This window comes from Roseibium alexandrii DFL-11, assembly GCF_000158095.2.
Taxonomy (GTDB): Bacteria; Pseudomonadota; Alphaproteobacteria; order Rhizobiales; family Stappiaceae; genus Roseibium; species Roseibium alexandrii.
This window is the reverse complement of the sequence record NZ_CM011002.1, coordinates 1,023,491-1,045,706: the sequence shown is the minus strand read 5'-3', so window position 1 is coordinate 1,045,706 and position 22,216 is coordinate 1,023,491. Positions and strand designations below refer to the sequence as shown.

General features: G+C 54.7%; 23 protein-coding genes and 1 tRNA gene. 10 read left to right on the top strand and 14 right to left on the bottom strand.

Annotated elements, in window-relative coordinates:
* Window positions 1-68: 68 nt before the first annotated feature.
* The 3 genes from SADFL11_RS04895 to SADFL11_RS04885 all read left to right on the top strand — a co-directional run bounded on the left by SADFL11_RS04895 (window position 69) and on the right by SADFL11_RS04885 (window position 1,916).
* Window positions 69-144, top strand: a tRNA-Asn gene (locus SADFL11_RS04895).
* Window positions 145-316: 172 nt separating this feature from the next.
* Entirely contained in the window at window positions 317-1,606 is a 1,290-nt protein-coding gene (locus tag SADFL11_RS04890) for a DUF6538 domain-containing protein (RefSeq protein WP_008193273.1), read from the top strand.
* A gap of 10 nt (window positions 1,607-1,616) precedes the next feature.
* Window positions 1,617-1,916, top strand: coding sequence for a hypothetical protein (locus SADFL11_RS04885; RefSeq protein ID WP_040450586.1), 300 nt, complete (start codon window positions 1,617-1,619; stop codon window positions 1,914-1,916).
* Between the two features lie 251 nt (window positions 1,917-2,167).
* Here the strand turns inward: SADFL11_RS04885 and SADFL11_RS04880 are convergent, their stop codons facing one another.
* The 5 genes from SADFL11_RS04880 to SADFL11_RS04860 all read right to left on the bottom strand — a co-directional run bounded on the left by SADFL11_RS04880 (window position 2,168) and on the right by SADFL11_RS04860 (window position 5,912).
* The gene (locus tag SADFL11_RS04880) at window positions 2,168-2,539 is read right to left on the bottom strand and encodes a hypothetical protein (protein ID WP_040450588.1); all 372 of its coding nucleotides are present in this window, start codon (window positions 2,537-2,539) and stop codon (window positions 2,168-2,170) included.
* A 266-nt stretch (window positions 2,540-2,805) separates the two neighbouring features.
* The gene (locus tag SADFL11_RS04875; protein WP_008193120.1) at window positions 2,806-3,543 is read right to left on the bottom strand and encodes a type 1 glutamine amidotransferase domain-containing protein; all 738 of its coding nucleotides are present in this window, start codon (window positions 3,541-3,543) and stop codon (window positions 2,806-2,808) included.
* 17 nt (window positions 3,544-3,560) lie between these two features.
* Complete coding sequence (locus SADFL11_RS04870; RefSeq protein ID WP_008196298.1) at window positions 3,561-4,115, bottom strand: antibiotic biosynthesis monooxygenase; 555 nt, start codon at window positions 4,113-4,115, stop codon at window positions 3,561-3,563.
* 164 nt (window positions 4,116-4,279) lie between these two features.
* The gene (locus tag SADFL11_RS04865; RefSeq protein ID WP_134852907.1) at window positions 4,280-4,981 is read right to left on the bottom strand and encodes a glutathione S-transferase family protein; all 702 of its coding nucleotides are present in this window, start codon (window positions 4,979-4,981) and stop codon (window positions 4,280-4,282) included.
* A gap of 52 nt (window positions 4,982-5,033) precedes the next feature.
* Entirely contained in the window at window positions 5,034-5,912 is an 879-nt protein-coding gene (locus SADFL11_RS04860; RefSeq protein ID WP_008194700.1) for an MBL fold metallo-hydrolase, read from the bottom strand.
* 116 nt (window positions 5,913-6,028) lie between these two features.
* Here SADFL11_RS04860 and SADFL11_RS04855 point away from each other — a divergent pair, with 116 nt between their 5' ends.
* Both SADFL11_RS04855 and SADFL11_RS04850 read left to right on the top strand, forming a co-directional pair.
* Window positions 6,029-6,946 carry a LysR family transcriptional regulator gene (locus tag SADFL11_RS04855; RefSeq protein WP_134852906.1) on the top strand — a complete coding sequence of 306 codons (918 nt, stop codon included), beginning with the start codon at window positions 6,029-6,031 and terminating at the stop codon, window positions 6,944-6,946.
* An 895-nt stretch (window positions 6,947-7,841) separates the two neighbouring features.
* Window positions 7,842-8,726, top strand: a complete 885-nt coding sequence (locus SADFL11_RS04850; RefSeq protein WP_040450591.1) for an NAD-dependent epimerase/dehydratase family protein — start codon at window positions 7,842-7,844, stop codon at window positions 8,724-8,726.
* Between the two features lie 124 nt (window positions 8,727-8,850).
* Here the strand turns inward: SADFL11_RS04850 and SADFL11_RS04845 are convergent, their stop codons facing one another.
* Window positions 8,851-8,997: a hypothetical protein gene (locus tag SADFL11_RS04845; RefSeq protein ID WP_134852905.1), complete on the bottom strand. Its 147-nt coding sequence runs from the start codon at window positions 8,995-8,997 to the stop codon at window positions 8,851-8,853.
* Between the two features lie 45 nt (window positions 8,998-9,042).
* Entirely contained in the window at window positions 9,043-9,747 is a 705-nt protein-coding gene (locus SADFL11_RS04840) for a GntR family transcriptional regulator (protein WP_008195250.1), read from the bottom strand.
* 125 nt (window positions 9,748-9,872) lie between these two features.
* On the opposite strand from SADFL11_RS04840, the gene SADFL11_RS04835 reads away from it, so the two are divergent.
* Window positions 9,873-11,333, top strand: a complete 1,461-nt coding sequence (locus SADFL11_RS04835; protein ID WP_008193813.1) for an FAD-binding oxidoreductase — start codon at window positions 9,873-9,875, stop codon at window positions 11,331-11,333.
* A gap of 620 nt (window positions 11,334-11,953) precedes the next feature.
* Entirely contained in the window at window positions 11,954-12,694 is a 741-nt protein-coding gene (locus SADFL11_RS25200) for a type 2 periplasmic-binding domain-containing protein (protein WP_167578931.1), read from the top strand.
* On the opposite strand, the gene SADFL11_RS25820 is transcribed toward SADFL11_RS25200, so the two are convergent.
* Entirely contained in the window at window positions 12,608-12,862 is a 255-nt protein-coding gene (locus SADFL11_RS25820) for a DUF4347 domain-containing protein (protein WP_407690686.1), read from the bottom strand. The two genes, SADFL11_RS25200 and SADFL11_RS25820, sit on opposite strands and share 87 nt — an antisense overlap.
* Between SADFL11_RS25820 and SADFL11_RS04825 the strand changes: the two genes are divergently transcribed.
* Window positions 12,824-13,150, top strand: a complete 327-nt coding sequence (locus SADFL11_RS04825) for a hypothetical protein (protein WP_008195153.1) — start codon at window positions 12,824-12,826, stop codon at window positions 13,148-13,150. The genes SADFL11_RS25820 and SADFL11_RS04825 overlap by 39 nt on opposite strands.
* Window positions 13,151-13,855: 705 nt before the next feature.
* Here SADFL11_RS04825 and SADFL11_RS04820 read toward each other — a convergent pair.
* The 4 genes from SADFL11_RS04820 to SADFL11_RS04805 form a co-directional block, all read right to left on the bottom strand.
* Entirely contained in the window at window positions 13,856-14,308 is a 453-nt protein-coding gene (locus SADFL11_RS04820) for an SgcJ/EcaC family oxidoreductase (RefSeq protein ID WP_008188818.1), read from the bottom strand.
* The gene (locus tag SADFL11_RS04815) at window positions 14,305-14,862 is read right to left on the bottom strand and encodes a DUF924 family protein (RefSeq protein WP_040450596.1); all 558 of its coding nucleotides are present in this window, start codon (window positions 14,860-14,862) and stop codon (window positions 14,305-14,307) included. Before SADFL11_RS04815 ends, SADFL11_RS04820 begins: the two co-directional genes overlap by 4 nt.
* A gap of 60 nt (window positions 14,863-14,922) precedes the next feature.
* A complete protein-coding gene (locus SADFL11_RS04810; protein WP_040450597.1) occupies window positions 14,923-15,798 on the bottom strand; it encodes an NmrA/HSCARG family protein in 876 nt (291 codons plus the stop codon).
* A 119-nt stretch (window positions 15,799-15,917) separates the two neighbouring features.
* Window positions 15,918-16,772, bottom strand: coding sequence for a LysR family transcriptional regulator (locus SADFL11_RS04805; RefSeq protein ID WP_008192949.1), 855 nt, complete (start codon window positions 16,770-16,772; stop codon window positions 15,918-15,920).
* A 253-nt stretch (window positions 16,773-17,025) separates the two neighbouring features.
* Between SADFL11_RS04805 and SADFL11_RS04800 the strand changes: the two genes are divergently transcribed.
* A complete protein-coding gene (locus tag SADFL11_RS04800) occupies window positions 17,026-18,204 on the top strand; it encodes an MFS transporter (RefSeq protein ID WP_008194103.1) in 1,179 nt (392 codons plus the stop codon).
* 1,258 nt (window positions 18,205-19,462) lie between these two features.
* Here SADFL11_RS04800 and SADFL11_RS04795 read toward each other — a convergent pair.
* Window positions 19,463-20,017: an alkaline phosphatase family protein gene (locus SADFL11_RS04795; RefSeq protein WP_209002735.1), complete on the bottom strand. Its 555-nt coding sequence runs from the start codon at window positions 20,015-20,017 to the stop codon at window positions 19,463-19,465.
* Between the two features lie 210 nt (window positions 20,018-20,227).
* The gene (locus SADFL11_RS04790; RefSeq protein ID WP_008195470.1) at window positions 20,228-20,809 is read right to left on the bottom strand and encodes a TetR/AcrR family transcriptional regulator; all 582 of its coding nucleotides are present in this window, start codon (window positions 20,807-20,809) and stop codon (window positions 20,228-20,230) included.
* A 77-nt stretch (window positions 20,810-20,886) separates the two neighbouring features.
* Here SADFL11_RS04790 and SADFL11_RS04785 point away from each other — a divergent pair, with 77 nt between their 5' ends.
* Window positions 20,887-21,678 (top strand): crotonase/enoyl-CoA hydratase family protein, encoded by a 792-nt coding sequence (locus SADFL11_RS04785; RefSeq protein ID WP_008188616.1) that lies wholly within the window; start codon window positions 20,887-20,889, stop codon window positions 21,676-21,678.
* Window positions 21,679-22,216: the final 538 nt, after the last annotated feature.

Genomic DNA, 22,216 nt, shown 5'->3' with positions numbered 1-22,216 from the left:
ATGGATAAGGGCTGCGTTATACGCATCTCCATCGGCGGGGGCGGTGACGCACTGCCCCGGCACGGTGATCCCTGATAGCTCAGTTGGTAGAGCAAGCGACTGTTAATCGCTGGGTCGTAGGTTCGAGTCCTACTCAGGGAGCCACACTTTCTAATTGCACCCCAACAACCACCTTGACAAAAACGGCTGTTTTCCGCCAATAATTTCGCCCGAACTTTTTACTTCCGGTTGAAATCCCGTAATTTGGGGTAAGAACGGGGTAAATATTGGGGTAAATTTGGGGTAAGCGCGCCTCGCATATCTGATCGGCTCAATCATGAGCGAGTACAAACGATATGTCGTAAAACGAGGTGACTGGTATCACTTCCAACGCGCTGTACCTGCCGCTTATAAATGGGTTGACCGCCGCCGCTGGGTGCGCCAGGCCCTCAAAACCCGAGATTATGCCGAAGCCGTCGTTCGAGCGGGTGAAGTCAACCGGCGGGTTACGGCCTATTGGGCAAGCCTTGTCAAAAGCGGCAGCGCTCACAGCAATGACCGCTACCGCGCGGCGATCGATCTAGCGTCGGTTTTCGGCATTGAATACCGGCCCTTTTCCGAAGTGATACAACTGCCCGCCGCCGAATTTGTTCGACGAGCGAATATCTTGGCAAGAAATGATCCGGACAACCCGGCACACTTCAAAGCGATTTTTGGCACCGAAGACAAACCCCGGATCAAGATGGGTGCCCTGTTGGCGGAATATGAGAAGATCGCCAAGGACGAAACAACAGGGAAAAACGCCGATCAAATGCGGGTTTGGAGAAACCCCAAAAAACGGGCAATTGCCAACTGGATCAAGGTTGTCAGTGATTGTCACATTGACGAGATTTCCCAGTTTCACACGCTGGATTTCCGCGACTGGTGGTTGGAGCGGATCGAAGTTGACGGCCTGAAACCTTCCACGGCGAACAAAGACCTTACGCACCTCAACAAGATGCACCGCGTCGTGTGCAAGTTCCACCGGATCGATCATATCAAGCCCTTCCAGGACACCTACTTTTCCGAAGGGATTGAGGGCGAAAAATATCCGTTCTCGCGTGATTGGATCAAAAACAAGATCTTGCCGGGCATCGCGTCCATGAACGATGAAGCACGCGCGCTTCTGATGATCGTTGCCAGTACCGGCGCACGGCCATCGGAACCGGCCCGCGCACCTAATGAGAAGTTCCGCCTGGACGCGGACATTCCACATTTGATCATTGAGCCCGACGATAAGGTGAAGATCAAAACCAAATATTCAAAACGGATTGTGCCGTTGTGCGGTTCGGCCCTGGACGGCGCGCGGCTTTTGGTTGGGCTTAAAAAACGCCGCTATATGGCAAAAACATCATCCCTCTCGGCAGCGGTCAACAAGTACCTGTCCGATCACAATTTGCGCGAAACCCCGAACCACAGCTTCTACAGTTTGCGGCATACATTCCAGGATGGCTTGACGGCCCTGGACGTTCCCGACCGGATGCAAACTGAGCTCATGGGCCACAAGTTCGACCGGCCCGTTTATGGCACCGGCCCAACATTGGAACACAAGAAGACCGTGATCGAAAAACTGGCGTTTTACGGTTAGCGTGGGGGGGATGTTTCCACCAAAGTCGCAACCTGTGACCTGCGACCGGTCGACGGCCAGTCCCTACCGGGCGGAAGGGCTATTGGTGTTCAATACCGCCAGCCGGGTTCAAGGGTACCGGGCGCGGATCCGCTTGCCGTCCTATCTGATGTCTGCGGCGAATAAAGGCCTGGAGGACCCGGACCTTTTCCGCGCTCCGCACCAAGATCGGCTTGGGGCCGGAATGGGCGGGAAGCGGACATTCTTTGCGGAGGAAACAAATGTCGGCTCCAAAGACGGAGCGGTCGTGTGCAACTGCAGCTATTGCTGACGCAGCATTTGCTGCAGCCAGTTGTCTGCCGCACGTCGGAAGCTGCGAGATCAGTCACTCAAATGCGTCAGACTGCCCGAATCCGAAGTCGCACTTTCCATGTCACCTGCTCAAACAAGCTAGTCATAGGACAGACCAGAAGTTAGAACTGTGCACCAACGCAAGCTACGCCGGGCCGCCGCATGAAAGGTGGAGGATCGCATACGTTCGGCAAAAGGTGTTTTCAGAAAGCTTGGCAGCATTCCTACGTTCTATCGGCTGAGGCTATCAGACTGCCTGCCACTCTTACTGGCGTTGACCCCAAGAAGAATTCTTTTGACGTCACCCTTCGCGCGGTAGGAGAGAAGCAAGAGATAAGGAAAGCCAAACATGCCACCAAGAAAAATATTCAAGAAACCATACAAATACGCTTTCCCGCCAGCTCCCTCGCGCCAAACGATCCAGCAAGAGGACAAAACAAGATAGATTACGAAATCGAAGTTGAATTGGGAGCGCCAGTTCAACGCGACCAGATCGCGAATGGCCGTCACCGGCCACAGCCACCCGTGACCGACGATGGCGATGAGGGTCAGGGCGTAGATGCCCACTGTTGATGCAACAAGAAAAATCCGAAGTTTTGTCATGTGGTTGTTCTCTGTGTTTGAGAGAAGCAGGCGTCATCGCCGTTTTGCGAACTGCTCGCCTCTGTCGTTCACCGAACATGTTCTTGCCCTGAAAAGTCAGGCTGTTCGACTCCCGGGGTACATGAAGCGCGCAATCCGCGGCGTCAGCGACGGCATGTGATGTAGGTCATCAACAGGCAAAGTGGTGATTCAGATTTGCAAGCGGTTGGGGCCTCCCATCCCGATTCAGTAAGCTCGAAATCCACTCCAATCAACGGTATGATTACTCACTTGCCCAGTGCCTGAACGACAAGTTCGGCTGTTGCAAAACCGGAATCCTGCTGCTGCCCGGTGATCAGGTTTCCGTCGCGCACGGCAAACGGTTTCCACATTCCGGAGACAATAAAATTGGTGTCTTCCAGCTTGTTTGCTTCCTTTTCGATCCAGAAGGGTTGAAACGGTTGGCCGACGGCGGCCTCGACATACGTCTCTTCGCTGTCCGCGAATCCTGTCCACGTCTTACCTTTGGCAAGCAGGTCACCATTGGACAGCCGGGTTTTAAGCAGGATGCAAGTACCGTGGCACAGCAAGGCGACGATCTTTCCAGCCTCATAGGCGCGCGCCACGAACGCATGCAAGTCATCGTCGCCGATCATTGTCACCATAGGCGACCCGCCGCCCGCAACAAGGATCGCGTCATACGCTACCGGGTCAATCTCGTTGGTCGGTTTCGTTCCCTTCAACAGCGCTGCATGCTTTTCCGATTTCTTGAACCCGAGCGAGATCAGGTCATGCGCCGAATAGCCACTCTCATCTTCCGGATCCGACATGCCGTCGGGAACAAGATCGCCGCCGGCCGGTGAAGCAATATCGACATCGTAACCAGCCTCGACGAAAGTCCAATATGGATGGCTTAACTCGGAGAACCAGAAGCCGACAGGCCACCCGGTTACCGGTGAGGTGCCGGGGTTGCCGGCAATGATAAGCACCCTCTTTTTGCTTGGAAAATCAGCGGCATCAGACATGCGGTATTCCTTTCAAACTAAACGGTTTCTGATTTTGGATAAACAAATCTGGCAATGCGTGGCGTCAGCCATGGCATAACCACGTATGTCATCAGCGTGACCTGGATGCAGACCGTCAGCAGCAGGCGCAGCGGTTGCGGCCAATGCGGTGTTAGCGCGGTGATCGTAGTGCTGAGGATTAGGATCATTGTGAACACAACCGCAATCATGACCATTGCCATACGATGAGGGCTGGGCTGCGCCACCCTCGTGCCAAGCGGGGGATCAAACCAGAACTCGAGCCCGGTCATCCGTTCCAGTGTCGGGTCGGTGGCAAAGTGTTTGGACCCCTCGGCCAGCATCTTCGCCCGGTACTCGGAACGCTCGAACTCTTCCAGTTGGTCGATGCTGTCAAAGCGGAAGATCTGGCGATAGTGGCCGCCGGTTTTTTCGGGGCGATGAAATCCCACACCCAGATAACCGGGAAAATTCGCCTGGGCCCCCTCGGTCATCCGTTTCAACCAAGCCTCGTAAGCCTCTTCATGGCCCGGTTTGACGTATTGCCGAACAACGATGGTGACTGTGTCGCTCATGTCGCGCGCCTCAGGTTTTGGGGCTGGTCATCTGCCTTCGCCAGTCTGCGCCAACTGCCCAGAAACGGATAGGCTCGTGTTCTGGCGTCGCACTAGTGTTGGTCAACCCGGTGGTTCCTGTGAGTGGTGGCGCGGAACGACCGCAACAGATCCCCGATGCAGCCTTAGATATTGCGTGGAGGCGTATTGCGGCCGACCTGCACGGCCGGGCGCGCATTGAACCTCTCAAGGTATGCTGGGATGTTCCTTAGTTCAGTCCATCCAACGAGGTCCTTCGCCTCGTAGTTCTCCATCATCCCCAACCATGGCGCCAGCGCGATATCGGCGATGGAGTAGTCCTCTACGATCCATTCACGCCCCTCCAGTGCGTTTTCGACAACGTTGAGAAGTCGTTTCGCCTCGTTGACGTAGCGCTCGCGTGGCAAGGGATCCTGAACTTCAGTGCCTGCCAACTTCACAAAAAAACCGAGTTGGCCGAACATCGGGCCAATGCCGCCCATCTGAAACATCAGCCATTTTAGAACTTGGTACCTGCTTGCTTCCGTTGCGCCCAAAAGCTTATCCGTCTTCTCGGCAAGATAGATCAGGATTGCCCCAGACTCCCAAAGTGCGATCGGCGCACCATCCGGTCCATTCGGATCGATGATCGCAGGGATCTTGTTGTTCGGATTAAGAGACAGGAACGCTTCACTCTTGACATCGGCTTCGGCCAGCGTGACGCGGTGCGCCTCGTAGGGCAATCCGAGCTCCTCCAGTGCGATCGAGGCTTTCACGCCATTGGGTGTCGGGAAAGCGTAGAGTTGGATCACGCTGGGATCGCTGGGGGGCCAGCGGTTTGTAATTGGAAACTCGGATAGTGCAGACACTACGCACCTCGTCTCATTTGCATCGCGATCCGGCCCCGAACTACTCTCATTTTCAGCTGGGGTAGACAGCGGCGACAGAGCTGTCCAGAACCCATTCCAAGGCTTTCTCCTCATTGCCCGACAGCATTGAGGCCTTCAGATCTTCGGCGTTGGATGTCTCTGCGAGTCCCGCCTCCCATTGGTCGATATAGGCGCGGGTCGTACCGAAGATGGATGAATCACGCACCGCACCCGGACCTTCGTGCCCCGGCACGATGGTCCCGGCCCCTATGGCCTCGAGTTGATCAAGGCTAGCGCGCCACCGGGCCAGCCGTTCAGGTGTCGTGTTTTCCGCCATCCATTGATGCGTGTCGGAATACAGAAAGTCGCTGGCGATCAGTGTATCGAGTGCGGGAATGTGCACCGCCGTTAGCAGGTCCGTGTCGCCGTGCATCGGTTCAAGGACTTCGATCCGTTCGCCCTCGAGTATGATCGTATTGCTCGTCATCGGTGCGGGAACGACCACGCGGTCCGCGAAAGTTCCGGGTTCGGCACCTTGAGACATCGTGCTGAGCATCCAGCGAGCCGCTGCCGACAATTGAGATTGTATCAGCGGATGCGCAACCGGCTTCGCATCCGGGAAACGATCCATGATCGCGGCCAGCCCCAGGTGATGGTCTGGGTGAACGTGTGTGATGCAGATTGTCTCAAGCGTCTTTCCTGTCGCCGCTATGACATCCGCCAGTCTATTGGCGTTCGGCACTGTCAATTGCGCGTCAATCAACACGGCGCTTTCCTCGCCGACGATGATCGCACTATCCACAGCTGCCCCCCAGAGGTCGGCCGTAAAGATGTCCGCACGACCGTTCGCGGCTCGCGCAGGCCCAGCAAGAGTTGTCGCGGCGGTGGCCGCCGAAAGCGCCATGAAGGTTCGTCTATCTAGCAGTTGCATGGGTACCTCCTGAAAACGAAGCGTCGGGCGGATCAGAGTGAAGCACTCCGCCGAACCGATGGACTGTTAACTTTTGACTACCGCTCACCAGAATTAAGTGATAACGAATAATGCTAATGTCTGAATTAAGTAAATCCGAACTCCGGCGGTTGGATTTAACTCTGCTTTTGGTGTTCCTCGGTTTGCTGAAACACCGCAAGGCGATGGATGTGGCCCATGAACTGGGCCTGACGCAATCTGCGATCAGCCAGGCTTTGAAGCGATTGCGCGAGGTATTTGGGGATGAGTTATTCCTTCGCCGTCCGCACGGTATGGAGCCGACCGCCACAGCCCTAGCCCTGCAGGCCCCAATCGCCAACGCTGTCGAGACACTACGGCAGGCTCTTGGTGTCGCGCGCGCATTCGATCCGAGAACAGCGACAGGACAGGTGCGATTGGCGGCCATGCATGCCGAGCAAGCCGTGCTCATACCCGCCTTGGCGGCACGGCTTCGAAATACAGCTCCGGGGCTTGACCTCTCAGTAGTTCCGCGCGGCCGTAGAGAGGCAATGCAGTCATTGCAAGATGGCGAAGTTGATCTGGCGCTGGGTTTTTTCCGGAACGTGCCGAAGACCTGTCGGGCCGAGGTCCTCTACGAAGACACCTATCTTGTCGCCGGAAGTCCCCAGACATTGTCCTTAGAAACACCTCTCAATCTCGAGACCTATTGCGCGATGGATCATATCCTGACGTCGCCAAGTGCTCAGCTTCATGGTGTCGTGGACACTCACCTGGAAAAATTGGGACGGCAGCGCCGGGTCGTACTTGGGCTGCCCGCATTCGTGCCAGCGCTTGCAGCTGCGGCGGCATCCGATGCGCTAATAACCCTCCCGGCCCGCGTGGCTGAGGCCTTTGCGGGTCGCTTTGGCCTTGTCACCTGCAGACCGCCTCTGGACATCCCGTCCTTTCCAGTTTCGGTTGTCTGGCATCGCCGAAATGACTCTGATCCACAAACGCAGTGGATCAGATCGCAACTCAACCATTGCGATGCGTAGCGTCGAATACGCACGCGGTGAAACATTCAAACCTCTGCGTAAGCCAATTGGCGGGTACTCCGGTATCCCATGAGCATTGCTCCGAAGTACGCGTTCCGTGCTAGGCAATACCCGGCTTTGGAACTTTTCTGAATTTATTTTCGGAATTGGGGTAGAGGTTAGGCGCACCCAAACCCGCCTGGAGCGGGGTAGTCAAACATTTGGCGTTTTCTACGGCATGGAAGGCGGGACCATTGCTCACGCCAGCAAATCCATGAGGGTTATCGAATAGTCTTTGCGCAGCCACCAAAGCTGTGCGATTCTAAATATCGGCCATGGAGGATCACACCTGCTCCGCAGAATCAAAGCCAAAGCCGCTTCACATGTGCAAGTCTTAGGCGACTTGAATTCAGCCCTACAGAGTGCACCAAATCTGCGATCTGCTTACACAATTGATTGTCACTTTGTCTGTGACGGGCGAATTTCCAACACACTCTTCGCTGCACGGTGCTTGAAGGGCCGGCATTCCAAGACTTTGCAATTATGAGAATTGGGCAATCGCGGCGAAACCCATGCTGCGAGCGCGCACAGCAAAAATTCCAGGGGTCTCCTGTTGGCTCGGAGCAGACCTTTGCTGCGCCTGGTGCAAACGGCAGGTTTGGGCCATTTTCAACCAATTCTCGTCAGGGTCGGAGGCTAACGTTAGACGCGCTTGGCACGAATGGCCGTTTTGCAAAATAACAACCAGTCCAGCGAAATAGTTTTGCTTTCAATTTTTCCACATGGACATATTAGTTGCACAGCCTTTTCCGAATATCGGTTGGGTCTCGGGCCAGGCCTTGCCATCAAAACCAACCATGGTTCATCATCTGATCAAATGAAGAGGGCGCTCAGGTGGTAAAAATGGGGGGATAAGATGAGAGTTTTTTTCACAGGTGGCAGCGGCAAGGCGGGTAAATGGGCAATCCAATACTTGCAGGCGCAAGGCCACCATGTGGTGAACGTGGATCGAAGACCTTCTGGGCTTGACTGTCCGGAGTTGTTAATCGACCTTTGCGATGCGGGTCAGGTCATTGGTGCCATGTCCCAATTCGTTGAAGGCGCGGAACTGGATGCTGGCACCGGCGTGCCGACCTATGACGCCGTTGTGCACTTCGCGGCTATCCCCCGCGTTATGATTGGTACAGACGGCGAGTGCTTTCGGCAGAATACCTTGACCACCTATAACGTGATCGAGGCCGCAGTGAAGCTGGGCGTACACAAGGTAATCTTTGCAAGTTCTGAGACGACTTATGCCATTTGCTTTGCGGACGGAGAGTTAAAACCCGATTTCGTGCCGGTTGATGAGAGCCACCCAACGGTACCGCATGACAGCTATGCTATGTCGAAAGTCTGCAATGAGGTTACCGCGCGGTCTTTTCAGGCTCGTACAGGCGCCGACATTTATGGATTACGGATTAATAATGTAATTGAACCGCATGAATATGCCGAGATGTTCCCAGCTTTCATGGAAAACCCGGCTCTGCGTCGCCGTAACGTTTTTGCCTATATCGACGCCCGCGATTTGGGGCATATGGTCGACTGCTGCTTGAAAACAGATGGAATGGGATACCAAGTATTTAACGTATCGAACGACGATATGTCGGTTGGCATCACATCGGATCAAGTGATTGAGCAGTTCTATCACGGTGTAGAAGTGCGTTGCGAAATGGATGAGAACGAAACCTTTTTCTCAAACAAGAAAGCTAAGCGGATCGTCGGTTTTGAACCAAAGCACTCATGGCGGGATGCATTGAATTAGAGCATATCTTTTAGATCTTCGATGGTGCGCTGATATTTTCGCTTCATGGTGGTTCTCATTTTTTGCGATCTTACTCTGTTGCCACCGCAAACGCTAAAAAAGCTGCTGAGTTCCTCCTTATACTTCAAATATGGATGAAAAGGATTTTGTTCGACCGGCGTGGCAGCGCATCTGACAATTCATAGGTGTGTGCACCGGGAATGCCAAAAACGGTATCAACGTCATTGGCCACAATTGCATCGACCAAATGGTCTGTGTTGGACGTTTCCACGAGATTGCCTTTCGATCCGGTCAGGTCAGGGAGTTCGGTAAATAACTATCGGCTGGCGGTGATTGCATCTTCAAACCCGGTCTGGCTTGAGAGTTCTTGACGATAGGCTTCGATCAGATGGCCGATGTGGTCTTCCAGCAGTGCCGCCGCTAGGTCGGCATCGCCACGCTTGCAGGCATCGAGCAGTTCCACATGTTCGTCCAGTGAACGCTCGATATTGGCGTTCATGATAGTAAACAGGTGCGTGCGCAGCGCTATCAGCGGGCTGATGGTCCGCTTGTAAGCTGAGGCAATGGAGCGGTTGCAGCTCGCGCGCACGATTGTTTCGTGAAAACGCAGATCGCCCCGGGTGTAGTCAGTTGAACTGTTTACCCGCAGCGCTTCTTCCATTTCGTCCACGCAGGACTGCAATCCCGCTACCAGCTTGTCTTTGTTGCGGGCGATGGCCCGCCTGACCGACCCGGTTTCCAAAAGGGCGCGGTGTTCACAAATGTTGTCCACCTCTTTCAGGTCCGGCGTAAAGACGTAAGAGCCGCGCTTTGGCGAAATGTTGACAAGCCCTTCGGACTGCAGGATCGCGAGGGCGTCATGGACAGGAGATCTGCTGACGCCGAGCATGTCCGCCAGACGCTGCTCCGACAGTTTGTGACCCAGTGGCAGATCTCCTGTGGTAATCGCGTCGCGAATGCGGTTGGCGGTCACTTCCGTCAAAGAGGGCGCTGGAACAATCCTGTCAAAAATTTCTTTCATCCGTCCACCGTGCTGGTTCAGCTCAGCTTGAATCCTAACATGTTACATGGTATTTAGCAATAAATTCCAACATGTAACATGTTAGATGCTGGGATTGTGGCGTGTTTCAATGTGGAGTTTATACCTTGTTGGGGAGCCGTCTTTTAGAGGCAGAAAACGACGTTCTTTTGGAGCGTTTATCTGAGATTGTTGGTCCGGCAAACATCCTGGCCCTGTCCGGGGATATGGCTGCTTACACGGAAGACTGGACGGGTAAGTATCGCGGCGAGGCGCTGGCCGTTGTCCGTCCCGCCAGCACGGCGGAAGTCACCGAGGTTGTTGCCGCATGTGCTGCATCCGGCGTCGCCATCGTTCCCCAGGGCGGACGGACGGGCCTGTGCGGGGGTGGCGTTCCCGTGCCTGGAAAGCCCTCTGTCATCCTGTCCCTGACACGCATGACCAAGATCCGGTCGTTGGATGCCGCCGGGAGGACGGTGGTTGCGGAAGCAGGTGTTGTTCTTGAGACCTTGCAAGCCGAAGTGGCCAAGAGCGGTCTGGCGTTCCCGCTGAGTTTCGGGGCCAAGGGCAGCTGCACGATCGGCGGCAATCTTGCGACCAATGCCGGCGGGTCGAATGTCGTTCGATACGGCAACACGCGCGAGCTTTGCCTCGGGATTGAAGCTGTGCTTCCGGATGGATCCGTGATCAACGCCCTGACGGGACTGCGCAAGGACAATACCGGTTATGACTTCAAGGATCTTTTGATCGGCGCCGAAGGGACGCTGGGGGTCATTACGGCTGCGGTCTTCAAACTGTTTCCTGAGCCGACAGCGCGCGCTACGGCGTTTCTCTCTGTTGCAAGCTTGGATCAGGCAATTGAAGTCTTGAACAAGGTTCAGGATCGAACGGGCGGTGCGGTCGAGGCGTTTGAATACATGTCTCAGCCCGCGATCGACGTAATCTGCCGCGCTTTTCCCGATATCCGCCCGCCGCTTGAGGGGACAGTGGAAACAGGCGTGCTGCTGGAAGTCGCCTCGATTCGTCCGGCAGACGGCCGTGTTCTCCAAGATGGCTCGATCGGTCTGCAGAACGACCTGATGGAAATTCTGGCAGAACTGATGGAAGCGGAGTTCATCGTGGACGCGATGCTGGCGCAATCGGAACGACAGCGTGGCGAGCTGTGGCGCATGCGCGAGTCGGTTCTAGAGTCCATCACGGCAAATGGTCCCGCACACATACTCGATATTTCCCTGCCACTGGCAAACGTCGCGACATTTGTGACCGAAATGGACCAGGAAGCGCACAGCCTTGGGTTCCAACCGCTGACCATAGGGCATCTCGGGGATGGCAATCTGCATTATGCGCTCGCGGCAGCTCCTAGCTATGATTGGTCGGGCTTGCCATTGGAAACGGCCAAAGAGGTGGCCTTCGCTCTTCTGACGCGCTTGAACGGATCCTTCAGCGCAGAGCACGGCATCGGTCAGAGCAAGCTGCCCGTCATGACGAAATTGAAAGAGCCGGCGCAGCTGGCGGCCATGCGTGCGATCAAGACAGCTCTTGACCCGAACAACATAATGAACCCCGGCAAACTCATACCATTAAAGTAACCTGCAGACGACACAGAAAAACGGACAGGTCTACTTGGAGTAAGACGATGGTGCTGACGAAACTCATAAAGGGATTTCTTGCCGCGGCCGTAGTGGCTGCTGCTTCGCCTGCGTTGGCCCAGTCATTCGAGGGTTGTCCCTCAGGACCCATTCTGGAGAAGTTTGTCGAATTCGGGAAAACCGGACAGATGCCGCCGGAACTGCGCAAATGGCTAGGTTCGAAACATCGCAGCCGGCAATCGGTCTACTCGCAAACATATGAGCGTGGCACAGCTCTACAATAACCAAAAAATAGCATTGAGCCGCCGCCTGAAAACGAAAGTGCTTAAGATCTTTGACATTACCACCCGCTTCCAATCAGCGGGGATCAACAGGCCTAAGGCTACGATAGGCGGTTCCGCACATGTCTCCGCCTCTCTTCAAGGGGAAGGCCCCATACATCAGCAGAAGCGACACATCTGAAGATTACTATATTAACTCAATAAGCCTGAAATCAATGACATTGGGCCTATATGAGAATTATCGGAACACATCATTCATTGATAAAATCCACATATTGAAATCTATTTTTCTGCAGCTACTTTCGGCGATAGAATACTAATATCGAAAGAAAAACTGATATGCGGCCTATCGCATTTTTCCTATCATCTTTATTTATTTTTTTGATGACTTATTCTGTCAAAGCCGCGGATTGTAATATCGATAAGCTATGGCGGGTCAGCTTTGGTTTGACCCCTGGAATTACCGAGCCCGGCAAGAAGAGCCCCATGGTAAATTTCGTAAGCGAGTTGGCTGATGACATTGGCGTCAAACTGACCTACGAAATAACACCGTTCAGACGGTCAATAATAAGCGTATCGGTTGGGCGCGCAGATATGCATCTGCCAATGCTTCAGGCCGATGATAGAGCGTTTATTGATGAAAATCTTATGTACTCGGAGGCAACCTTTTTCGAGGTACCATTCTATGTGTACACGAGTTCAGAGAGGAATTCCCTAGACTCAGACTATGAAGACGAGCTTAAGACTATTGAGACTGAAGCTAAACATGCGCATTTCTTTCCTTTTCCAGTCATTGAAAGCGATTGCATAGAATGTTCTTTAAGAAAACTCATGCTCGGTCGAATAGATGCGTTTATTTATGCTGAGCAGACGACTGAGAAAACAATCAAGAAACTTGGTCTTGAAGCCCGTATCCGCCGCGAGTTTTACAGAGCTTTTCCGGCCAAGGCAGTAATCAGAAGAAACGAATGCGGTGAGAAGCTAGATCAAATACTAAGTAAACTTGTTCCCTCCAAACGCAGCAACGCTATCCATCCAGCTTTCAGGCCCAAAGCGAACTCTTCTGTAGAATCGAACTAGCCGAAGCTCCGCCAGGGCGGCAACGAACGCTTCGCCTTTTCCCGTTCTGGAGATCTCACAGCCATAAAGAAGAATGTCTGCGGTTTCGCTCAGGGCCCGGTTGAGGACCATCAATGCGTCTGAGTGTTTGTGCAGCGTCTCACGCGACAAGACATCTGTGCCCAGCACCAGTACGCCATCCTGGCCATGAGAACCGATGTGCACTTTTTCGACGGCACTTGGGCCGACAAACTAATCGGCGAGCTGCTGAAACCCGCCGCACCTCCCATCGATCAGAAGCACATCTGCCGGACGGTCGATCCCTGCGAGCAGGTCCTGTTATCCGTCAACCGCAGTGTCAAAAACGTAAACAACGCCGCTGTGACGAGCCGGGACGGTGGGGACATTGGGCATAATGGGCTGATCCTGAGTATAGCAATCACAGTTGCTTCACCAAAGCGCAATAATTTAAAATAAAAGTACTGAAAATTCTTAACGTTTTCAGAATTAACGATAAAATTCGGCAAACCCAACAGTCTAGTGACTCAAATTTTATTTGGCACTCTCCGGCTTTCCCCAAAGGAAATTCGCCCTGGGTTTCATCGTCATTTTTCAAACCGGTTTGATCCAAATGTCCCCTCGGACTCTTTGGCGGGGGCGGCAAAAAAAGGCACGAAGTGGACCCTCGATGCGCTTGGAGCAAATGGCCGTTTTGGAGCCGGTTTTGCCACACTGTCCCACTGTCACGCCCCCGGGAGGCGACCCACATCGGTCATGGACGGGCGATGTCGCTGTAGCCCGCTTGATACTCGTAGGCCTCTTTACACCGTCAGGCCTGGCCCGGTCAGATGGCGGTTGATAAGCGCTTCTCGGCGCCCTTCTACTTATAGGCAAGCACAAGCGCAACGCCCAAAAACCCGACCAGACTGACGAGCAGTGTCGCGGATCTGAGGACCGCGTCCCGCACAACTCCTGTGGCAGCCGCACACCTGCGCCAAACCGGAAATTCCTCAAGACGGTCCGGCAAATAGCATCTCCTCACCCACTGATCGACGCCGCCGGGCCGAAGGTTGCACCCAGATCCCCTCCCAGCCCTTACCTCCGATGATGACCCACCGTTTGTCACGCGCTTTTTGGAACGTTATCCACTCATGGAAACCCGATCAGGCTTCTCTAACCTGTTTAATTGGAGGCGGGACGGAACCCGGCACCTGTGTTGAGATGCGTGTCGGCGCCGTCCACACGGTCGGTGTTCTGACAACTCTCGATCCGGAAACCGCCCTCCCTCTGCCTGTGTGCGACTATGGTGATGACGGCGGTACGTTGGCCTGCGATGATACCGTGTTCATCGGTCTGGCCGTCGAGTGTCGAGACGGTGTGAACGACCTCAACGTCATCACCCAAAGGGCGGGATTTCAGAGCGACGATTTCAACGCGGGCTTTCTGAAATATCTTACGGAAGCCATAGTCATGGGCCTTGCGAATTTGGCGCCGCGTCGTCCACCAGAGACCCACGACGTTCACAAAGTCTGCGTCCTCAACGAACAGACCGGCCAATCGGTCCAGGTCCTGAGCGTTCCAAGCTTCAAAAAAGGCGCGGGTTATCTCCTCGCCGGTCTCGTAGCGTTGAGTCATCCTGCGATCTCCTTCATTGCCAGGAAAGCCAGCTCTTCTGACGTACTGTCGCGGCCGAGGATTGAGTTCCGGTGCGGGAAACGGCCGAAACGCGTCACGATTTCAAGGTGATGACGTGCATGAGCCACGCCTGGCTCGGGGCCGTGCGTCTGGAAGAGCTCAAGGCTCCTGCGTTGATCTTCGATATCTTCGCTGTGCATGAACGGCACGTAGAGGAAAATGCGCCAATCATGGGGGCGATAGGTCTTCAGCCAAAGGTCGTCGCCCATACGAAGCGCATGTTTCGCAAGCAAGAGACAAGCGTTGTCATTGCCGTAGGCGGCTGCATTTCCGCGATGGATGTTGCGGCTGAATTGGTCAAGTACGATGATAAGGGCCAGGCGCCCCTCGATGGTTTCTGTCCAATGCTCAAGCTTGCTGTTCGCCGCGGCGTGTAATGTGGATCTGAAACGGTTTTTAACATCGGCATCAAACGCCTTGTCAACCTCGAACCAATTGAGAGCCGCGCCTTTTGCGAACCAAAAGTGCAGCACATCTTGGATACTAACGGTCATTGGATCGTCCTCACGCTAGTGCGCAGGCGGCTTGGACGCCGCCGCGCTTGCGTCGATGTCTCAGTTTTCGCCCCACCCGGCAGTGTGCAGGTAGGTTTCAAAATCAGTTATGTCGCCAAGCCACTGACGTAGGTTATAAGGACTGCCATCCATGCCGAGTTCGTCGAAGGACTTGAACATCAGCATCAGTTCTTCGCCCATAGCCTTCCCGGCCTCGACGTAACTGATCTGATCGTACGCAACATCTTGGCCCATCACACGCCCAAGCGAGGCAGCGACCTCGTGCATGGTCGAGATATCACCGGTGATCGGAGACGCCTTGTTCGCCCAGAAACCGGGTTGCTCGAACGCGAGCGCGACCATGCGACCAATGTCGTCACAGGCGATTTGCGCATAAGGCATGTCGGGGCGCATCGGGTAATAGATCGCACCGGTTTTGGCGATGCTCTCCCGCTCCCATTCCCAGTTGTCCATGAATGCGGCCGGCCGGAACACCGTCCAGGGTTTGCCGCAAGCGCGGACCGCCATCTCCAGGGTCCACTTGCTTTCAAGGTGCGGAACACCGGTGTTGCGGTCCATTGTGGATGCGCCGGTATAGACAACATGGTCGATGTTGGACGCTGCTGCGGCAGCAATCAGGTTCATTCCCTGGCGTTCTTCCGCATCGACACCCGCTTCCAGAAAATCCTGTACCGAGTAGAGACCAGCAGCGTCACTCAGGGCCACATCCAGCGACGCCCGGTCTTCCAGGTCACCCTTCACGATTTCGGCTCCTGATTCTGCAAGGGCAAGGGCTGCGGGCTTATTCGGGTTCCGCGTAAGAGCCCGCACTTTATGGCCATGCGCCAGCAGATGCTTTGCAACGGCACCGCCTTGCTTGCCGGTGGCACCAGTAACAACAATTGGACGATCATAGACTTTTGGGGATGAGAACATGGGCACAATCACTCCGGATAAGTTGGTGGTACCGGAAAGATGTATTGTTACTCATGTGTTGAGTAGGTCGCGATATGAGCATGTTATGCTCATAAAAGTGACATTACTGCGGCCGTCCATCACCTGCGAATTGCTGCAAGAATCGCCTGAACTTTAGAGCTTCTGTGAAGGTCCATGTGGGTGACTGCCCAGACCGTCTCGTTCCACGAATGCTCTCGTTCACAAATCTGTACGCAGCCGTTCGCTTCGGCTGTCGCGCGCGGCAAAAAGCCGACACCAATTCCCGCTTTAACAGCTTCAAAGGAAGTCGCCACATTGTTGCATCGGATATGAACCCGATCCGATGGAACATTCGCATCCAGCCAATCGAAGTAAGGTGGGCGCGGGCAACTGTCGTCTGGCCCGACATATATATGGTTGGCGAACTCCCCGGATTTTAGCGGGTGTCCGCGTTTTTGAAGGTATTGCGGTGCTGCATAAAGGCCCATCTCTAGTTTCAGGGCCGGGATAACAACGTTATCCGGGTGATCGGGTTTTGGTCCGATACGGAACGCAAGCGTGGCTTCTCCGTATTCCAGCTTAAGGACCCGGTCACTGCTGACAAGGTTTACGTTCAAACTGGGATGACGGGCTCGGACATCGGCGATCATAGGCAGGATGAAAGGAACCAAGACGTCGAGTGCTGTGATGATGACCGTTCCCTCAAGCTCGTCGGAAGCACCGCGGGCCAATCGTTTGAGCTCACCGAACTGTGCATAGGTTGCATCAGCAATCCTGAGGAGTTCATACCCGAGTTCTGTCGGAGTGAACCCACGGGCATGACGCTGAAACAACTTGGCGCCAAGCAAACCTTCCAAGGCATCAATGTGTCGGGTCACGGTTATCCTGTGAACGCCCAGCGCGGCGGAAGCGGCGCTCACAGTTCCCAAACGGGCGACATGAGCCGCAGTGCGAAATTCATTCCAGTTATCCATCTTCGTTTGTCACTCTATTGCGCATGTTGTGCGCATTTCACACTCTATCCAACTTTGATGCAACATAGCATTTAACCCCGACGAGCAACCTTCGGGGGCGTCCATACGTGTCGTTCAAGACAGATCCCGTCACCAGATTTCGACGGTCAAAATTTGGCGCGCAGAGCATGCCGGGCCCAAACACCGGCAAGCAAATTCCGAACTTGTTAAGTCCCTGTGATCTCTAAAACACTCTGAGCGAAGGAGACCCCAAATGCCCACGGCCATATATATCCTTGCGCTTGCGGCTTTTGTCGTGGGTACCCAGAGCTATGTATTCTCAGGCCTTTTGGCGGACCTGGCTCGCGATCTTGGTGTGACTGTCTCTTCGGCGGGTCAGCTTGTTGCGGTGTTTGCCATTGCAAGCGCCTTGGCGTCCCCACTGGTGGTCAGTGCTTTGTCGCGGTTCGAACGCAAGAAAGTCTTGATCGCTTCTCTGGCCGGCGTCTCGGCCATCAATCTGGTAACGGCGTTTTTGCCCGTTTTCGAGGGGTTCCTTGCGGCTCGGGTCTTGGTCGCAATTGTGTCGGCGGGCGTCATGCCGATGGCCGGTTCTATCGGGGCAAGCCTCGTCCCGGCAGAGCGTCAGGGGCAAGCCCTCGGCATGATCCTTTCTGGCCTCACCATTGCCTTCATTGTTGGCGTTCCGTTCGGCACAGTCATCGGCAGCGCTTTTGGCTGGCGCGCAACCTTTGTGTTTGCCGCCGTGGTCGCTTTGGCGGTGATCCCTGCGATCGCATTCTTGGTCCCATCGAGCGCCGCCGACAAAGCGCCGCCGAAATCCGATTGGTCCGTTGTGAAAAAGCCGATTGTGCTCCTGGCGCTCTTCCTGATCAGCTCGTCATTTATTGCCGCCTATCCCATCATCGCATATCTTGGTCCGATCATCACCGCATCCACAAGTCTTGAAGGCGCTGGGATCGGTGCAATGCAGTCAGCCATCGGCTTTGGGTCGATCGGCGGTCTTGTCGTGGGCAGCAGGCTTGCGGACCGGCGAGCCTTCCTGCCGAACATGCGGATCATGTATCTCGTCTTTGCAGTCGTTCTTGGTGTCTGGAGCGTCGTGTTCCTGACCGGCACCTCAAATTCGTGGTTCACCATCGCGGTTGTGGCGCTCGTGATCCTTCTGACTTCAGCTACTCTCATTGCACCGTCCCCAGCCATCGAAAAGGCTCTCGTGCAAGCTGATCCTAGGCAAAGTGCATTGACCCTCGCTCTCAACACGTCCGTCATTTACCTCGGACAGGGAATCGGTGCGGGCATTGGTGGCTTGGTTGTGGGATCAGTTGGCTTTGCGGCTCTTGGATACTTCGGGGCGGGGATTGCGTTAGTAGCAGTGACCACTGCAGCGGTGGTCAAAATCGATCAGCGGGGGTCCGATCACGCAGACTGAAAGGCAGATTCGCCCTTTGTCCCGCAACAAAACTCCAGACCGGCAAACCGCCGATCAAGACCATATAGGCACCCCACCCATCCTGGACGAATTTCCGTTGCAGACTTAGGCTGCAATGCAGAGAAGGGCAGAGTTCGCAGCGCAAAGCAGTCGGTTGCTGCTCAATCGATCACTGCCCTACATGCTTGACCTCGATCTCTAACGGGGCATCATCCCGCACGTCATTCTGCACTGCAAACCCGAACGCCGAAACAGACGTCACCGCCCTCCCCGACCAGAAATTCGGCGACGTTTCCTTGGCGGGCGTCCCGCGCCATAAATGTAGGAAGCTCCCGTTCCGAAGCCAAGCTAGCCACCCGCAGCAACAGGACGGAAACTGCTGGGTCCTGCTTTTACCGAACCGCCGTTGGCTTTTGATAATTCCACTTCTCAAGGAGACATCGCCGTCTGCGGAACGGATTTAAAAAGGTCAGCCCAAAAAGCCGCTGAAAGTAACCTGGCGTCAATGGATCGCGAGCCAGGCTAGGCCTGGTTAATCGAAATGCAACCTGCACACCTCCAGTGCCGTTTTTTTGCATGCAGCTAGAAACGCCGGTTTGGCCCGCCCAGCCCTGTCAAACGTGTCAGCTTGCCTAAATCCGGCTCTCAAATTTTTTAAGGTGCCGGAGGCCGTGGTTGGGCCTCTTGCACAGTCACTTTTCAAGATCTGCCTGCAATACGCCGGCAGATCTTTTTTTGTTGCGCAAAGATTAAAAAAGCGGTTAGGCACCGGTACAGTCGGCCGCGGTCAAAAGACATCCCACTCAGAAAGGGTTTCTTCGCCCGCCTTTTAGCAGGGTGTGGACACCGCGCCTCCCATAACACGCCTCCCAGAGCGCGTTTGAAGGCCGCCCGTTACTGTTATCGCGAATGAACACCGGTCACACCGTTCTGTCCAAAAGCGTCTACCAACGCACCAAAACGCCTCATTGGCGCCCGAAACCACGCCAACGAGCCCCCGTCGACAACAGACGGTCGACAACAGACGATCACCCTTGAAAAGACCGATCACGCCGGTGCGCGGGCGTGACCCCACACGACGTGACCAAGTGATCCGGCGCAGCGCGCCGGATCATGGACAGAGAATGGATAAATCACGGCCGGATCACAGGCCAAATCACGAAGAGCGCTGGCAAATCCCCCCCCGCGCGTGGCCAACGGCCCCCAGAAGAGACCCCATGACCGTGTCCAAAACCCGTGCGGGCCGCATCCACCGCCTTTATTGGGCAAATCCGCCCTCGGAGCTCGTCTGTGCCTGCACCTCACTCTCATTGCTGACGGCCGTGCCCCGTGGCGGAAAGGCCTGAAACGTTTCCAGGTGCGTTTGCACCAGCCGGGCTGCGGGACCAAAAGCCCACATCTTGGTGCCCATCCAGCGGGTGTACATTCCGCTCTCTTCCGCCGCCTTTTCGTAAGGATCCCGGCGGAGATTGAACAGCAGCGGCGCATTTAGCTCTTCTTTCGGTCCGGCCCAGCCATGCTCCTGGATCACGAAATGCGCCTTCCAGTCCCGGTACCGGACAGCCTGGAGGTCGGTGCCCTCATAATAGATGATTTCATCCCGGCTGCTGTCCCCCGTTCCAAGGAGGTAGGGGAGCTGGTTGTAGCCGTCCAGATGAACGGTATACCCGTCATACCCTTCAAGCAGCTGCTCGGGAAGATTGTCGGGCCCACCGGCGGCGGCAACCAGGGTCGGCATCCAGTTTGCCCGCAAGGAGGTTCGGGTCCAGCTGCCGGAAAACACAAAACTCGATGATGGCGAAAAGGAAGCCATTGCCGCGGCAGCGGCAGAGGCTGCCGCTCCTAAGCCGGCAGTCTGATTAAGCAAGCAGACGAACAATTTGCTATGCAGGAGGTTCAGGAGATCGCCATGGTCTCTTGAACTTCTCTTGTGTCGATTTGGTGCTTCTAAAAAAGGAGCAGCATTGGTCAAACTGATTTGAAGAATTGGTCAGACACAATGGCCAGGCAATTCACACATCGGCTATCTTTTCTTTGAGATCGCAACGAGTTCACGTGCCGTTTCGGCTGCATCCTCGGCGTATGTTGCGTCACGGTGGATGAGCATGGCAGAAAAAGCACCTTCCATGAGGAGCACAATACTGCGTGCCAGTCTTTCCGGCCTGCAGTGACCCGCACTTTGATATTGCTCTGAGAGCCAAGCCTCAAACTTCTTCTTGTGATTTGCGCCCACGAGAACTGCTGGATGACCCGGCATGTTGGCAAGTTCCGCGACGGTTCGGATAAAACCGCATCCTTTCCACTTCGGGTGCCTTGCATTTTGCGCAACCTTCAAAAAGATTTCAGCTGTTTTATCCGTTACGTCACCATCAGCGTCATCGAACCATTTGGAGAAAAGAGCAAGGTTCGGGTGATCCCGAGATTCCAGATAACTGGTCACCAGCTCGTCCTTGCTCTTGAAATGATAATACAGCGTCTTCTTGGTTACCCCCGCAGCTTCGGCAACAGCGTCCACGCTGACAGCCCGAATACCTTCCTGATAAAATAGACGGTTTGCAGCGTCTACTATTTGGTTTTTCGTATTATTTTCAGCCATTTGCCTCATGTATACTAACCAGTGAGTTTACTCAGTCTCTCACGATTTGTAGCGTTAAGTCAACGTAACAAGCAGGAGAAGCTGACATGCAAACCAACATACTTTTTGAGCAGAAGGACCGGGTGGCCATTCTCACGCTAAACCGCCCTGAGAAACTCAATGCCTTGAACTATAAAACCAATGATCAGATGTTGGCGCTCCTCGACGAGATAGAACAAAACCGCGGTATTGGTGCTGTTGTTATTACCGGTGCTGGTGATCGAGCATTTTCAGCGGGCGGCGACATTCACGAATTCACTGAAAGCATCAAAGAAGATGTGGAGGTTGCCGTCAGAGAGTTCTGCAAGCGTGGGCAGACCATGACGGCGCGCCTGGAAGCCTTTCCGAAACCCATAATCGCAGCCGTAAATGGCGTCGCATTTGGAGGCGGTTGTGAAATAACGGAAGCGGTTCATTTGGCAGTAGCAAGTGAAGAAGCCGTGTTTGCCAAGCCCGAGATTAACATCGGTATCCCGCCGACGTTTGGAGGCACGCAGCGATTATCACGTCTTGCAGGTCGGAAACGAGCTCTGGAATTGTTGTTAACTGGAGACACATTCTCAGCCCAGCGAGCGTATGAACTCGGGTTGGTCAACAAAGTCGTTCCACATAATGAGTTGCTTCCGGCCGCAATTGATCTGGCAGACCGTGTGCTCCGACATTCTCCCCTTGCAGCATCGAGAATTATTTCTGCTGTCACAAGAGGTTTGAACACAACCATAGAAGAAGGCCTTCTCATCGAGCGGGAACAATTCGCTCGAATGGCAGCCACAAAAGACGTTATTGAAGGTCTTGATGCATGGATTGCTCGCCGGACGCCGATATATAAAGGGGCCTGAGAACGAAACGGAAGCCATCTGAGCAAAAGAAGTAGCCACTCCGAAGCCCGTCGTCTGAGGGGCGTGGACCGGGTTCTGGACCGAAGCCCGGGCAAGAGCGCCGTCTTAAACGCTCTCAGGACCTTGCACCGCGAACGAACCATCCGCCCTTGATGGCGCGCAAATCGCGCGGGCCGTCAAGGGCCCAAAGCAGCGTTTTCTGATCCTATGAGAGCCGTTGCCTGGACGGTACGGCGCCACACAGGGCACCGCGCTCTGCCCCTGCCGCGTCTGCGGCCCGGGTTGCCAGTAAGGCTTGGATGGCATAGATGGCTTCAGCCATTTTGGATTGGTCGCCGGGGATTTACGTCGACATTCTCGCGTAAACAAAGGTCATCATATGTCAAGTTAACCGGGCTCTGCTTTCATTGATTTCTAGTGGCAGGCCATCTGGAACGGCATTCTTAGTAGAGCCTATATTGAAGAACAAGGTATCTACAATCCCGCCGATCCCTAAAGAGTTTCCGCAAGGGTACGGATGCAGTCCCACGTTACACTG